Annotated in this window: 13 protein-coding genes; 2 read left to right on the forward strand and 11 right to left on the reverse strand. The window is 36.7% G+C overall.

The window, feature by feature from the left end; genetic code table 11:
* Positions 1–38: 38 nt before the first annotated feature.
* The 7 genes from AC07YC_RS11400 to pepV all read right to left on the reverse strand — a co-directional run bounded on the left by AC07YC_RS11400 (position 39) and on the right by pepV (position 7,468).
* Positions 39–1,265 (reverse strand): carboxylate--amine ligase, encoded by a 1,227-nt coding sequence (locus tag AC07YC_RS11400; RefSeq protein WP_494919405.1) that lies wholly within the window; start codon positions 1,263–1,265, stop codon positions 39–41.
* Positions 1,266–1,383: 118 nt separating this feature from the next.
* Positions 1,384–2,247 (reverse strand): YtnP family quorum-quenching lactonase, encoded by an 864-nt coding sequence (locus AC07YC_RS11405; protein WP_336635345.1) that lies wholly within the window; start codon positions 2,245–2,247, stop codon positions 1,384–1,386.
* An 11-nt stretch (positions 2,248–2,258) separates the two neighbouring features.
* Positions 2,259–2,909 carry a tRNA (guanosine(46)-N7)-methyltransferase TrmB gene (gene trmB, locus AC07YC_RS11410; protein WP_494919407.1) on the reverse strand — a complete coding sequence of 217 codons (651 nt, stop codon included), beginning with the start codon at positions 2,907–2,909 and terminating at the stop codon, positions 2,259–2,261.
* A 97-nt stretch (positions 2,910–3,006) separates the two neighbouring features.
* Entirely contained in the window at positions 3,007–3,942 is a 936-nt protein-coding gene (locus AC07YC_RS11415; protein WP_494919409.1) for a diacylglycerol/lipid kinase family protein, read from the reverse strand.
* Between the two features lie 2 nt (positions 3,943–3,944).
* Positions 3,945–4,949, reverse strand: coding sequence for a nuclease-related domain-containing protein (locus AC07YC_RS11420; protein ID WP_336635343.1), 1,005 nt, complete (start codon positions 4,947–4,949; stop codon positions 3,945–3,947).
* Between the two features lie 230 nt (positions 4,950–5,179).
* A complete protein-coding gene (gene dat, locus AC07YC_RS11425) occupies positions 5,180–6,034 on the reverse strand; it encodes a D-amino-acid transaminase (protein WP_336635342.1) in 855 nt (284 codons plus the stop codon).
* Between the two features lie 27 nt (positions 6,035–6,061).
* Complete coding sequence (pepV, locus tag AC07YC_RS11430; protein ID WP_494919412.1) at positions 6,062–7,468, reverse strand: dipeptidase PepV; 1,407 nt, start codon at positions 7,466–7,468, stop codon at positions 6,062–6,064.
* 357 nt (positions 7,469–7,825) lie between these two features.
* Here pepV and AC07YC_RS11435 point away from each other — a divergent pair, with 357 nt between their 5' ends.
* Positions 7,826–8,047, forward strand: a complete 222-nt coding sequence (locus AC07YC_RS11435) for a DeoR family transcriptional regulator (RefSeq protein ID WP_004226074.1) — start codon at positions 7,826–7,828, stop codon at positions 8,045–8,047.
* A gap of 327 nt (positions 8,048–8,374) precedes the next feature.
* Positions 8,375–9,544, forward strand: a complete 1,170-nt coding sequence (locus AC07YC_RS11440) for an MDR family MFS transporter (protein ID WP_336635340.1) — start codon at positions 8,375–8,377, stop codon at positions 9,542–9,544.
* 57 nt (positions 9,545–9,601) lie between these two features.
* Here AC07YC_RS11440 and AC07YC_RS11445 read toward each other — a convergent pair whose 3' ends face one another.
* The 4 genes from AC07YC_RS11445 to asnB all read right to left on the reverse strand — a co-directional run bounded on the left by AC07YC_RS11445 (position 9,602) and on the right by asnB (position 15,734).
* Positions 9,602–11,119: a GGDEF domain-containing protein gene (locus AC07YC_RS11445; protein WP_494919414.1), complete on the reverse strand. Its 1,518-nt coding sequence runs from the start codon at positions 11,117–11,119 to the stop codon at positions 9,602–9,604.
* 160 nt (positions 11,120–11,279) lie between these two features.
* Positions 11,280–11,993 (reverse strand): pseudouridine synthase, encoded by a 714-nt coding sequence (locus tag AC07YC_RS11450; protein ID WP_336635338.1) that lies wholly within the window; start codon positions 11,991–11,993, stop codon positions 11,280–11,282.
* 10 nt (positions 11,994–12,003) lie between these two features.
* The gene (locus tag AC07YC_RS11455) at positions 12,004–13,617 is read right to left on the reverse strand and encodes a putative polysaccharide biosynthesis protein (RefSeq protein ID WP_336635511.1); all 1,614 of its coding nucleotides are present in this window, start codon (positions 13,615–13,617) and stop codon (positions 12,004–12,006) included.
* 269 nt (positions 13,618–13,886) lie between these two features.
* Positions 13,887–15,734, reverse strand: a complete 1,848-nt coding sequence (gene asnB / locus AC07YC_RS11460; RefSeq protein WP_089985632.1) for an asparagine synthase (glutamine-hydrolyzing) — start codon at positions 15,732–15,734, stop codon at positions 13,887–13,889.
* Between the last annotated feature and the right edge of the window lie 155 nt (positions 15,735–15,889).

A 15,889-nucleotide genomic window follows, 5' to 3' on the forward strand; every position in this document is an offset into this window, starting at 1 on the left:
AGAAGCCATCTCATTTTTATTGAGATGGCTTCTCTTTATTATTCTGATAAACCTTTATTATTAAAGTATTTTTTATACTTGCGATAATAATTTAAGTTATTGAGTGTTAGCTTCACCCAACGCTTTGTATTCATATCTTCATTATAGTAAAGGGAGTTTGTGTATTTACCTTCACTAATTAATTTTTTCGCCTCTAATTTAAGCTTTTCGTTCGATGCATATTTGAATAATACACCTTTTGGAATAACCATCCACAGATGTTTATCCTCCACATAAGTAACTTCTTGCTCGATGTCTAACATATGATCATCAGCAACGTATTTCATTAAATTATGGCCACTTGCCGTAACATAATAGCTGGAACGTCCATTACGTAAATTAATTTCAAACAGCTTGTACTGCTTATCACGAATATCATATTTCATATCGAAATTGGCAAAGCCTGTATAGCCGATGTCCTCTAAGAAGAAACGTACTTGATCCATTAATTCCTTATCATATGTTGTTACGATTGCGGCATAACTTCCGATACCTTCAGGTGAATGCTCTTCTAGAATAGGATTTCCTAGACACATCAGCTTCACTTTCCCATCTTTGCCCACATAAGCGTTAAGCACACGCATATATGAATCATCACCAGGGATAAATTCTTGAATAATCATTGTATCTTGATAGCTTGAGCTATAAATCGCTTTTAAAATAGCTATTTTTTCTGCCTCATCATGCGCAACAAAAACTTTTTTCTTCCCTGGGAATTTACATGCCCAGTATTCAACAGAATTTGATGCCTTTAAAATAATGGGATACTCAAACGGAGGTGTAAAATTGTCATAATTATCTGCTGTTACAGTCGTTGTCCCTGGATATTTAAAATCGTATTTATCACACATCTTGTAGAAATTTTCTTTGAGTAAAATTTCATCCATTAGAGACTCATCGATGTAAGGTACTGTGAAATGCTCCTGTAGCGCTGGCTTATTTTTAATAATAAGCTTGGCATAATCGTCACCACACGCTAAGAGCAATAGTTTTTTATCCGCATATTGCTTTGCAACTTGTGCAAGGGCAGGAGCAAATACATCCTGTTCATTCAAACGGTCGATTTCTTGAAATTGTAAGATATGGCTATCTTGAGTAGCTGTTAAATGCGAACGTCCTAAGACAAGTGGTTTAATTCCATATGCTTCATAAAATGCACGGGCCATCCCATATGCATTCATATCTGATCCTAGTAAAACTGGTAAAAATGGTTGTTCAGTTGCCATGTTTATATCAACTCTCTTTTATATTTTAGTTTCGTGTTTAGTGTATCATATTTTCCATCATCATCACGAACAAAAAAGCGAGGTATCGACATTTTACATGTCAACTACCTCGTCATGGTTAGAATGTAATTACAGCTTGTCTACTACGCTCGAGCTTAGCTTTGATTTCTTTCCCCGTTTCATCCCATTTAATCATACGGTAATAGGCATCATGGTAGAAAATAAAGCCATAGTTATTGGCAAGAGCTTCTTTCATAAGACGCTCTTTGGCAAAAACACTTGTCATTGGGTAGTCATCATAAGCTAAAACCCATAATGGATTTTGATGAGCATGAGTAGGCATAATGTCTGCCATATGCAAAAGTACTTCACCTTGTTGAGTAAGTTTAATAACAGCATGTCCTTCACTATGACCACCTGTATGAATCATCTCGATTCCTGGTACTACTTCCAACATATCTTCATAGGTTTCAACTAAGTGCTGCACAGGCTCCCAATTTTCTTTCCAGTACGTATTTTTTGAGCGAATATTTGGGTTACGCATCTCATCCCATTCAATTTTTGTTACAAAAATTTTAGCATTTGGGAAAGTAGGCACAAGCACATCATCCTGCCACTGAGTTAAGCCACCCGCATGATCAAAATGTAAATGTGTCATTAGCACTGCATCAATATCTGCTGTCGTTAAGCCAAGCTCTTGTAAACTATCCGCTAACGAAGATTCCTCTGTTACCCCAAAGTTTCTTAGCTGTTTTTCATTTAATTTGTTAAAGCCAACACCCGTATCAATCAGATAGTTTTTGCCCTCATATTGAATAAGAATTGGTTCTGTTGGTAATTCAATTTGGTTTTTTTCATTGACTGGATATTTACGTGACCAAAGTGGTTTCGGTACAACTCCAAACATCGCACCACCATCTAGGCACGTAACACCCCCGTTAAGCCATGATAATGACATATTGTGAAACTGTAACTGATCCATCCATATTCCCCCTACAATTTAGTGATAAATTGCGACTCTAAGCGATAAATCGGTTGTCCTTTTGCAGAAAATTTCTGCTCATATTCAGTCATCACATTATCCTCAGGCATGTTTGCATGTAGGTTGAGTGATACATACTTTAGTAACATACCATATTCAGATATACTGATTAACGAAAATTCAAACAAACCACGGTTATCCGTTTTAAAATGGATTTCCCCATTATCCACCAAAATCGACTCATATAATTTCAAAAAACCCTCATGCGTCAAACGTCTTTTGGCATGACGTGTTTTTGGCCAAGGATCTGAGAAATTCAAATATACACGTGCTACATCATTTTTGTTAAAGAATTTATTTAAATCCGCACCATTTACTTTAAGCAAACGTAAATTGGCTGGAGATTTTGCTTCTAGAATTTTCTCTAATGCACAAACGATTACACTATCATAAAGCTCAATGCCAATATAATTAATATCTGGGTTTTGTAAAGCCATTCCCGTAACAAATTGTCCCTTTCCAGTACCAACTTCTATATGAATTGGGTTGTCATTTCCGAAAACAGCCTGCCAATTCCCTTTAAAGTCTTCAGGATTCGGAACGATTACCTCTGGATGATTTGTAATCATTTCCTCTGCCCAAGGCTTATTTCTTAATCTCACTGTTGTTCCTCATTTCTTTCTTATAAAATTATTGATTTTTTTATAGTATAACGTATTCCTCTTACATTCGCATAAAATTATTGCGCAATGATATTATTTAAGAATTCTTTGTCATAATGTTCCATGCATTCTGTTGCACTGTACAGTGAATGGTAGAACCCTGATGGACACTTCCACTATAATTACCATCCATATGACAATCAACCTTGTGATCATTCACGATAATATCGAAATGTTGTCCTTGTAAAAATGTGATTTCTTTAAATTTCGTATGCTTTTCAAAAAAAACAGTCGCAAAAATAAGTAATAATTTCAGACGGGAAATATCATGGACGATTGTCATATCGACTCGACCATCATCCGCTTTTGCAGCTGGTGATATTTTCATCCCTCCGCCAAAATAGGGCTGATTGCACATGGCGACAAACCATGCTCGTTGGAATTGCCACTCTTGTTGATCAGAACGTATCGTGACGTTAAAACATTCAAAGCTAAATAAGCCTCTAATGACAGCAATAGCATACGACAGCTTACCCAATCCTATTTTATTGAGGTAAAATTTAAGGCGAGATGTATTAATCGATTTTGTGACATAAGCATCAAACCCTATGCCAGCATTGTTGACAAAGTTTCCATCCCATCTATTGCTGAGCTGAATACTTCCCGCATCTATTTTTGTATAGGCCGTGGAAGCATTCAATACATAGTCCTCGATTTCCTGAGCATTGTAAAATGTGGGAAACGAACGCGCAAAATCATTACCAGAGCCTGCACGAACCACACCAAGCACTAACAATTCATTATGTACAACACCACTAAACACCTCATGGATGGTACCATCTCCACCAACAACTATTAGTAATTTTTGATCCTGCTGTTGTCGAGCCCATTGTTTGGCAAGTTCTCGTCCATGTCCTTCATATTCCGTAAAAGCCACTTCATAACCTATTGTTAGCTGCTTTCGAAGTTGAGACCATACTTTCTTCCCTTTACCATTCCCTGCAGCTTCATTGACAATAAATAGAATTTGCATACTCAATCCTCTGTTGTTTGTGAAGCTTGCTGCCAAATATCTCTATTAAACGAAGTAGTTTGTACAGTATTTAGAATCGCTTGAGCTGCACGTATTTGCATATGCTTCATTGGAGAGGATGCCTTTCGCAAATGCTCCATCCACTCTCCGTAATTTCGACGATCCACAAAACGAATCCCATACGGTGATCCCGGATAATCAAAATAACCATTTCGAGTTAATACCACTTTTCGAATAGGCATATCTATATTCTCTTCTTTAAACAATTGGGATAGTACCGACTCCATACGGGCTAAGTTTATCGTTGGATTCAGAACTTTAGAGTCCTTTGTCCCCACTTTTTTCATCCAAAAGCGATCACTTCCACCAACATATACAGCTTGATTATCCGCTTCCAAAACGGTAATACAAATACACTCCGTCGGAGACATTAACACAACATCAAGCTCAATCGGTGCTTTTCTTATTTGTAGAATAGGGTAATAAAACAACAAGAAATTATCTGGTAATGTTTGTAATAAAGTACGTAGTAACGAGTCACGCATGAAGCGAGGATCTACATATGATTTTTCACGTAATGTTGAACTGGCCCATTTCATTTGGAAATGGAAAAATTGATCAATAAACATGCGCTTCAATTCATGGATGGATTGCGGAGCATACACAATCTTAGGTTCAAATGTTAGTGTTGTTTCTTCTTCTGGAATGGTATCCTCACTGCTTATGAGCTCGTTTGATATTTCTATATCTTCAACGTCTTCTGCTGCTTCTTTTTGTCGTCCTGTAAATATTTTTTTAATAAAGGAAAATCGCTCTTTCTCCTCGAAAGTATCCGCTTCTGTCTCATTATCAATATGTTGCCATTCGCTTATATCTTCTCCCAATTCCCATTGACGCTTAATGCGATCCCATTGGCTTTTCTTCAAGCGTACAAATTGTGTAGGATATCTTGCTAAGTCAATTTGATAGCGAGAAATATAATCTTGTATTTTCACTAATTGTGCCATGTAAAGGTCACTCCAATCTTCCTTACCATCTCGTTAGTTCTCTCTTTTCTCGATTGCTTAAGAGATAAAAGGGTTTATGCATTCTTATGTATTCATTACATCGACATTTGTTCTACAAATTTCAATCTGTAAGATTATGCTACTATCCTTTTCATTTTACATGACGAGACCCAACATTACACCATAAATAAAGAGAACTATCCATACAGATAGTTCCCTACACGGTTCTTTTATTTTGTATTGATTGAAAGTGGTAATTTCGCTTCAAATGTTTGCTGTAATTGACGAGTCCATTCACCTGGAACGCCAGCACCAATTTGGTTGCCGTCCACATCAATGACTGGCGTAACCTCAGAAGATACAGACGACACAATGATTTCATCCATTGTTAGTAAGTCTGCTTTCGTCATCGGCTCTTCGATCACTGGTAAATTAATTTCTTCCGCACATTTTAAAATGACTTGACGAGTAATACCGTTTAAGATGAAATTATTAGCTGGATGTGTATAAAGTTTACCATCTTTAATGCCATAAACATTTGCTGAAGAGCATTCTGTCACGATATCTCCGCGATGTAAGATCGCTTCATAGCAACCTTTTTCAGCAGCTTCTTGTTTTGCTAAAACTGCACCAAGCAGGTTTAAAGATTTAATGTCACAACGTAACCAACGAATATCCTCAACAAAAGTAGCTTTAACACCTTTTTCAAAATTTTCATATGCACGTTCACCCGCTTTTACATTACCAGTTAATATAGCTGGAATACTTGCATCCGGGAAAACGTGATTACGGGAATTAGCTCCACGAGTGATTTGAAAATAAATATGTCCTGTTTCCAAATTATTCTTTTCAATTAACTCATGTAGTAATTTGTGTAAAACGTCTTTTGTATAAGGAATAACAAGGCGAATTTTTTCGGCGCTCGCATAGAAACGATCAATGTGCTCTTGTGCTGTAAACATATTTCCGTTATATACTTTGATTACTTCATAAATACCGTCACCGAACTGATAACCTCTGTCTTCTGGTGAGATTGCAATAGATCCTTCTTCAACAATTTGATCATTCCATAATGAATATGCCATTTTCCGTTCATCCTTTTCGTCTTTATGTTATTTTTTTCCCGCAAGCTCAACAATTGCTTCCGCATAAATAGCCGCTGCTTTTACAAGATTTTCAACCACTACAAACTCATCCGCTCGATGCGCCACATCCTGCTCCCCAGGGAATAACATGCCAAATGCCACGCCCTTTTTCAGCACACGTGCATACGTCCCACCACCTGTAGATAATAGCGGTGTTTCTGTATCACCTGATTGACGTCTATAAATGGACGCTAATGTTTGGATAAATGGGTCATCTTCGCTAACATAATGAGGCTTGGAGTCGTCTTGAATATCTAATGAAAATCCTCTTTTTACAACTAAACGTTGAGCCTCTGTAATTTTTTCATCGAATGGATAGGACACAGAATAGCGCATACTAATTACTAAACTGCCACCTTTACTAACATCATAGCTAACAATGCCTGGATTTAACGTTGTATGACCAGACATGGCGTCTTCAAATTGTAATTCAAGCTGATGGCCATAATGATCCTGATAAAAAACATCTGCGATAAAGTCGACAAATTGTTTACTTGACTCAGTCGTCAACTCTTGTTGTAAAAACGCAGCAAGATAAACAGCTGCATTGACACCTTTTTCTGGTTCCATTGCATGGGCTGCTTTACCTTTGATAGTTATTATATAGCGAGAGTCCTCCATTAATAAAGAGCCATCTAGCTGATTTTTGTTTAAAAATGTTTGAAAATTCTGTTCGAATTGCGCTGATGCATGCTGAACTGTTGCTTTGGCCAAATCTGGTACCATATTTGGGCGCTTTCCTGCATTAAATAGTAGTAGTTGTTCTTTCGTAGCATCACCTACTTTATTTTGAGAGAACACAAGCTCAGCAATGCCTTTCTCAGCATTAATGAGCGGGAAATCTGCATCGGGTGCAAAACCGATTGACGGCATTTCCTCCTGTTTGAAATAGTGGTCGACACAGCGGAACCCTGTTTCTTCATCCGTACCAACGATCATTCGCACTCTTTTATCTAATTGAATACCTGCATCTTTGACAAGTTTCATGGCCATCCATGCCGCAACTGTAGGGCCTTTATCATCAATTGCACCACGTGCATACAGCTTACCATCAGCTACAGTGCCGCTAAATGGTGGGTATGTCCAATCAGCTTCATCTCCAATTGGAACCACATCAACATGACATAAAATTCCTAATAAATCTTCACCTGCACCCATTTCGATATGTCCAGCATAGTTATCAACATTTTTCGTTAATAACCCTTCTTTTTGGCCCTTTGCTAGTAACCATTCAAGCGCTTGAAGTGGACCATTACCAAAAGGTATCTCAGTAGTTTTCGTATCCTCATCAAGAATACTATTAATTTGCACAAGCTCCTGTAACTCTTGTACTAATTCATCTTGCCTTTCTTTTGCAGCCTGTAACCAATTCATACCATGTACCTCCTTCAAGTATTAACATTATTCTACACCTTACAACATATATGACAATCTTCTTTCTGACAACTATTTTCAGTAACTTCTACTGACACTACCACATATAGCATGTTTTTCAGGTATTCCCACAAAATACAGTGAAAATTTTATGTTTCTATTGTAAATTTCTATTGCATTCACTAGAAAATCATGTAGTTTTTCTATATAATGAAGTTATCAGAATAATTCTTCTGACTATAAAAATTAGAAAAGGGGATGTCTAAGGCAGCTACTTAATAGCCTAAGTGCACTCCGCACATATTGTCGTCCGCTAGTCTTTGCCAAGAGAATTAAGATGAAGGAGTGGTTCATTTAATGAAACCAACTACTGATCGAATGCTTAATCGTATTAAAGACGTGTACATGTTTATTTTAGACAAAGGAACCGTGTCTACACAGGATTTAGTCGAAGAGTTTAGTATCACTCCTCGCACCGTTCAAAGAGATTTGAACGTGTTAGCCTTTAACGATTTGGTGACGAGTCCAAGTCGAGGCAGATGGACAACGACGAAGAAAAAAGTAAAATTGACGTCTTAGTTTTACGTAGAATGCGTAAAGCATTATGTATGGAAAAGAATGACCTTTCGTCGGGGTCATTCTTTTTTTGTTGTTAGAAGATTATTAGATATTGCTGATCTTCTTGGATCAATCGAAGACAATCATTATTTTGCTGTTTCATTGGCAGTTGGAATAAGAAAATAAATGAAAAGCTCATCTTGCTCCTTTAAATAAAATGAAGCTCGTTCAGTCATTTCTCGTTTAACGTTACTGAAACGTATCTCTCGAGAGTATTTTGACTATTTACAGTTGCTTAACAATCCGTTAAACTCGAAACATTCTAAATTGTTGAGAGGAGGATTTTATATGAAATTGTCAAATTTGTTTCATCCATTAGTTTGGATTATTTTAGGTGGAACAGTTTTCACACGTATTGCAAGCTTTATGGCGATGCCTTTTTTAGCTATTTATTTACATAATGAAATTGAAGCCTCTCCTTTACAAATTGGATTGACGATTGGGATTGCACCCCTTATATCTACAGTTGGGGGGTTTTTTGGTGGATATTTAACGGATCGTTTCGGTAGGAAAAGTGTCATTTTATTAACGATCATTGTATGGAGCCTCGTATTCTTTGGCTTTGCCACTGTCCATACAGTTTGGTTATTTATTCTATTCAACGCCTTGAACGGTCTGTGTCGCTCATTTTTTGAACCTTCTACTCAGGCATTAATGATTGATTTTACACCTGCTGATAAACGGAAAAGGCTTTTTTCATTACGGTACACGGCCATTAATATTGCCGCAGTCATTGGCCCAATAATAGGTGTCTATATCTCGCAGTTAGCAAGTCCAAGTATCCCTTTTATGCTAACCGGTATTATGTATATTATTTACGCCATATTTTTATTTTTCGTGTTAAATCGTTATCAAATGCAACAACAAAAAGCTGTTACGCAAACAAAAATTTTGCACACCTTTACAATCCTTTTAACAAATCGTGTGTTACTTAGCTTTATTTTTGGGGCGATCCTTATCAATATCGGGTACTCTCAATTTGATTCGACCTTGCCACAATTCATTGAATTAACTGTTGAAAATGGAACAAAACTGTATTCCCTATTGATTTCACTTAATGCAGCGGTCGTCTTATTATTACAATTACCTATTAGTATTGTGTCTGAACGATTCTCATCATCCGCCACTTTATTAATCGGTATTCTATTTTTTGCGATCGGCCTATTCATGTTCGGGCTCTCCGACAACTATACGCTCTATATCATCGCCATGATTATTTTTACGATTGGAGAAATCTTTGCCTTCCCTACAATGAATGTCATGATTGATGAAATTGCGCCTGACACTCAAAAAGCGACCTACCTTGGCGCTGCGCAGTTTAAAAATTTAGGGGGCTTTATCGGACCCATTATAGGAGGTTGGCTATTAACGCACTATATGGATGCCATGTTTGCAATTATAGCTGTCCTAGTATTGTGTAGTTGTATCTTTTATCGATCTAAAACATCAACACATTAAAAAACGCTCCATATCTATCAAATAGCTTAATTTGCTATTTATAGTATGGGGCGTTTTTTAAAGCTTGGCATCTTCGTCAGCAGCGACTTCAGCATAACTAGAGTATTGGTCTTTACCAGCATTTTTCGATTGATATAGTGCTTGATCCGCTCGCTCAAATAAGCTCATCTCTGAATCTTCGGGATGATGATAAATAGCCCCTCCCATACTCACCGATAGTACCGACCATTTCTCTATGGCTTGACCTTCGAATTTGAGCGTCCTTATTTGCGCCAAGATGGCATCTGCTAGCTGTTGCATATGATGCTCTGTTGTATCATACAAAACAATGGCAAATTCATCTCCACCAAACCTTACGACAAAACCATCTTTTCTCACTACTTTTTTTAAGATTTTTGCCGTTCCAATTAAGATATGATCCCCTTCCGCATGGCCAAACTGATCATTTACTTGTTTAAAATTATCTAAATCGATTAACAATAATCCAGGCTTATTTATTTTTCGTTTCTTTAGTAAGCTATCCATTTTTCGAATATAGGCTGCACGATTATAGACACCTGTTAACGGATCAAAAGTGGCGAGATGGATTGTTTTAGAGAGTATTTTATTAATAACTAACAGCATGACAAAGGCGGTTACTAAAGCAATGACTAGTAAAATCCAAAACTGTTTTGTGTTTTTTTGAAGCGCTTCCATTTTTGTGAAATTGGTATATTTCACATAAACAATTCTTTTGGAAGACTCCCCTCTGACCGTCTCAGCTTCATAGGGTAAAAAAAGATGTGTTTCAATCTCCCCCTGATTAAATGCTTGTTGATACTCGACAGGCTGCATCTTCTTCCTTGCTAGCTCAAAATATTTCTGAAACTGTTCGGATTGTTCTTGAACGGTTATCCGCTTCGATCTTGAATCATTAAAGAAAACCCCACCAGCACTAATCGTTTGAACTTCTACTAAATCAACATATTTTGCTACCAAATATTCTGAAGTTTTCTCAAAGTTAAAGGTTTGAAAGACTGAGTTTTTCAATAAGTCTATACTTAGTTCAAGTAGATATTTCTTATCATGTGTAGCAAGGTAGGCAAATTTTCGGTATTCTCCTGTCGTTGTGGAAATGTCTATCCCGTCTGTAAAAAACGCTCCACTCGCACGTCGCTCATCCAATAATGCAGAAAAACGCTGACAGCACTTAGAAAAATTAAAACCAATATCTTTATCAAATGTTGTGTATATCACTGTGTTAGACTGATCTACTATGTATATATCCATATTATGTTTATTTTTCATTTGTTGTAAATCCCATGTAGCAACATTCGGATTCTCACGATAATAGTTTTTTAAAGCTCTCAGTTCCTGCTCCATCTCGTCTGACATGTCTTCATCAAAATATAGATGAGCATTATCTACTGTTCGCATATCTGTAAGAATATGATTTTCTATTAACACTCTATTCCTGGCAACTTGTTCTTCTATATCATCAACTAATATTTGCCTATTCACACCTGAAATTACAGCAACCAGGATAACTGCAAAAGCTATTAAAGATAGTAATAATTTAATTCGCAGGTTCTTCATTATTGGCCCTCTACTTATTTTCACCATCATTTTTTGGAAATATTTTAGACAATAATACGCTTCTTCACTATACTAAGATAACACATTACATATTATACAGTTACTGTCATAAGGCTGTATATAAAAAATCCCCGATGCTAACTTAGCACCGAGGAACTTGTTAAGGGTTATTTTGTAAGCAGTTTAATTCTTCTGCAGTTAGCTCACGATATTCTCCTAACGCCAGGTGATCATCTAATTTTAGATTCCCCATAGATATACGCTTTAGATAGGTTACACGTTTACCTACAGACTCAAACATTCGCTTCACCTGGTGAAATTTGCCCTCCTGAATGGTTAGCTCAATTTCAGATTGTGGCGCAGATTTTAGAATAACAAGCTTGCCAGGCTTTGTCATATACCCATCATCTAGCTCCACACCTTCTGCAAATTTCTCTACGTCCTCTTCCGTTACAACACCTTCAATATGTGCGTAATAAACCTTTGGCACGTGTTTTTTAGGAGACAATAAATTATGAGCTAATATACCATCATTCGTTAATACGAGTAGGCCTTCTGTATCTTTATCGAGTCGGCCAACCGGAAAAGGTTGAAAATGCTGGTCTAACGGCTCCAATAGGTCAATAACTGTTTCATCTCTTAAATCTTCTGTTGCAGAAATAACACCTGGTGGTTTATTCATCATAAAATAGACAAACTCTGTATAAACGACACGCTCTCCATAGACGGACACATTTTGCTGTTCTGGGTCAACATGCATAGCAGCATCCTTAACAGAAGTACCATCTACTGTGACAGCTTTTTGCTTTAATAGCTGTTTCACTTCCTTGCGAGAGCCATATCCCATATTTGCAAGTAATTTATCTAACCGCATCTTACCACTCCTATTTCATTCCCAGCTTGCTCATAATACGAGTTAATCGTTCACCTAATAGCTTTTGTGCCAAACCTATACGGAGTGACAAGAAGCCATAGACAGCTACGCCAACAACTGCACAAATAACAGAGAACAATAATGCTGAGAATTTACTATCAACTGGACCCATTAGTAATTCCAGTAGCTTATGGACAATCATCACACTGACCGCCATCGCCATAGTCAATAATGCAATTAACATGACACGTCGAACGACCATCTCTGATCGATAATTTAATGTTTTACGTAACACAAGAATATTAATAATAATCGATACACTATACCCGATTGCAGTTGCTACAATAGCGCCATCTGCCTCCAACAAACGAATTAATGGGATATTTAGCGCTAGTTTAACGAAAATTCCTGATAATAAGCTGAAGACAATCCATTTTTGAAAATCAATTCCTTGTAATAGGGCAGCTGTCACTTGGAATAACGCAAATAAAATGGCAACAGGTGCATAGTGGGCTAAAATCATCGAACCCATTTCACTTTCTGAATACAGCATAAAGTAAATTTCATTTGCTAATAGAGAAATACCAACTACAGCTGGTAATGTAATGAAAATTAAAATTTGGTAGGTTTTATCCATCGCATGACGTAGCGATAAATATTCGCCCTGTGTGTAATATTTTGTAATCGTCGGGACAAGCGCCATCGAAAAACCTGTTGCTAGCATGACAGGAATAATGACAACCTTATGTGTCATAAAGTTAATCATTGATAGATAGGTATCTGTCACCTCAGCCAAGCCAATGGATGTCATAGCCCCATTAAATGTAAGCATATCGACTAATTGGAATAGTGGATTGGCTACACCTACAAACACCATTGGTATGGAGTAGGTAATAACTTCTTTATAAATATTGGACATGGGCAGCTGTGTAGAGGTTACACTTTGACTGCGTAATAAGTTAAATTCAGGCTGATATTTTTTCCAATAATAATAAAGAACACCTAAGCCACCAATCGCTCCGATAAAGGCTGCAAATACTGCGAAGGAAATGGCAGTCTCTGGTTTACCTTTGAACACAATCACCACGATGAAGGAACCGCCTAGTAACACGACAATTCGCACAATTTGCTCGACTAATTGTGAAACAGCGGTAGGCTCCATTTTGTCATAGCCTTGGAAGAATCCTCGCCAAAGACTCATAAAAGGTACAACAATTAAGGCAAAGCTAACCCATCTTATGACCGAAGCAATCTGATCTACTGTAAAAACTTGTTCTTCACTTTTAATCACCAATCCTGCTATCGGTGTAGCAAGGAAAAAGAGAGCAATAAATGCTGCAAAACCTGTCATCATCATAATGAGTATGCCCGATTTCATCAGCTTCCGACCTGATTGATAATCCCCCATTGCATTATATTTAGAAACAAATTTGGAGACAGCAATGGGCGCACCTGATATGGCGATTGCCAGCATAATAGAGTAAGGGATATATGCATATTGGTAGAGCGCGATATTTTTCTCTCCGACAATTGCATAAAACGGAAAAATATAAATTAATCCGAGCACCTTCGATAAAAACATCCCCAATGTTAATATCGCTGTACCTTTCATTAAATTGGACATCATACCCATCCATTCATTGTAAAATCAATATTATAGTTATATTTCCAAGTATACATATAAAAATCTTTTCGTTTTTTATAGTCACAACATGCAAGCGCTGTCGCTCGAAAGTTTCATAAGTAAACCAACTGTAATCTTAACATATTTATAGGAAATGAGACGCATAAAATCAGCAAAAAGTTCATTAAAAAGTATACTTGATGAAAAAAGACCTGAAAATAATCGGTGAGGATTACAAAAAACCCCACCGATTAAAGCCCATTTCTTTATTACATGTCCACAAAGAACTTTTTATACCACACTAGGAATACATAGGCTGTCCAAATATAACGACCTCGGTTTGCTTTTCCTTCATAGTGTTCATCTAAATAGCCAACTAATTGTTTTGTATCAAAAAATTCATTGGCAAAGTCAGTAGTAAACATTTCTTTTACCATGTTGTAATACTTTTCTTCACGCAACCAGTGACGAATTGGTACTGGGAAGCCTAACTTCGGACGTTTAGCCCATTCTTCTGGTAATTCCTGATGTGCAGCTTGGCGCAGAACATATTTTGTATCAATGTCGTTGACGCGATATTGAGAAGGAATATTTTTAGCTAATTCCATTACTTCTTTATCTAAGAATGGTACACGTAATTCAATCGAATGCGCCATACTCATCTTGTCAGCTTTTAATAAAATATCGCCTGGCATCCAAAGATTTAAATCTAAATATTGCATTTTCGTCACATCATCTTCACCTGGTACTTCGTCATAAATACGTTTTGTAATAGATTTTACAGATGGTGCATTTTTATAGTCAGGTTTTAAAACATTAATTGCATCTACTTCATCCCAAACTACTGCTTCCCCTATAAAGCGTTCCTCTACCGTTTGACCACCTTTAATAAGGAAGTTCGTATATTGGCTTTTAGGCAGAGCTTCCGCGATTCCACGTAACGTTTTACGAACACCCAATGGAAGTTTTTCATATTTTTGCATTCTTCCTGAGTTTTGATACCAAGAGTAGCCACCGAAAATTTCATCCGCTCCTTCACCTGATAGTACAACTGTTACATCTTTAGAGGCTAGCTCCGAAAGGAAGTACAGAGGTACAGAAGAAGGATTCGATTGTGGCTCATCCATATGCCATTGGATTTTTGGAAGAGCTTCAAAACACTCATCTGCCGTAATATACTTACGTTCATTTTGAATATTTAACGTATCAGATAAATCTTTTGCTAGGTTCGTTTCATTAAACATATCTTCATAATCAGCAAACCCAACTGAAAATGATTTATCTGGACGTAATAAGGACGTAATATAACTTGAGTCAATACCACCTGATAAGAATGAACCAACTTTTACATCACTGATTTTATGAGCTTCTACTGATTCTTTAACAGTTGAACGTATTTCTTCAATGTATTTTTCAATGGAAGCTTCTTTAGCATGGAATTTTTTATCCCAATATTGCACAATTTGCTTTTTGCCATTTTGAATGAGCATATAGTGTGCTGGTGGTAATTTAAAGACCCCTTTAAAGAAGGTCTCATCCATCGAAGAATATTGGAATGTTAAATAAGGACGTAATGCCTTTTTATTTAATTCTTTAATAAATGAAGGATGTGGTAAAAATGATTTAATTTCAGAGCCAAAAATAAACGTACCATCTGTTGTATGTTCAGAGTAATACAATGGTTTAATACCAAAGCCATCACGAGCAATGAATTGTAAATCATTCTTTTTATCCCAAATACAGAAAGCAAACATACCACGTAGCTTTTTCACAAAGTCTACACCGTACTCTACATAGCCATAGATAATAACTTCACTATCTGATTGCGTTTTAAAAGTATGTCCTTTTTCAATAAGATCTGCACGCAGCTCTTGGAAATTAAAAATCTCTCCATTGAACACAAGCACAATATTGCCGTCTTCACTATATAATGGTTGATTTGCTACATCTGATAAATCAATAATACTTAATCGTCTGAATCCTAACGTTACTGTATCGTCACTGTGAATACCACCACTATCTGGCCCGCGGTGAATAATTGTATTCATCATATTTTCAATTGTTTGATGATGATCAATCACATTTGTTCCATTAATATAACCTATAAATCCGCACATTCTATTTTTCACCTCATAATTTAGTGCATAACCTTTACCATAATAGCATGAAAAGACATTCATTTCATGCTGACAATGCTCATAAAGGAAACTTTCATCGATATAATTGTATAACAAAATTTATTGTGTTTCATTCTACTATAAAATACCCTTCA

It is taken from the genome of Lysinibacillus sp. GW247-5R2A (assembly GCF_059424475.1).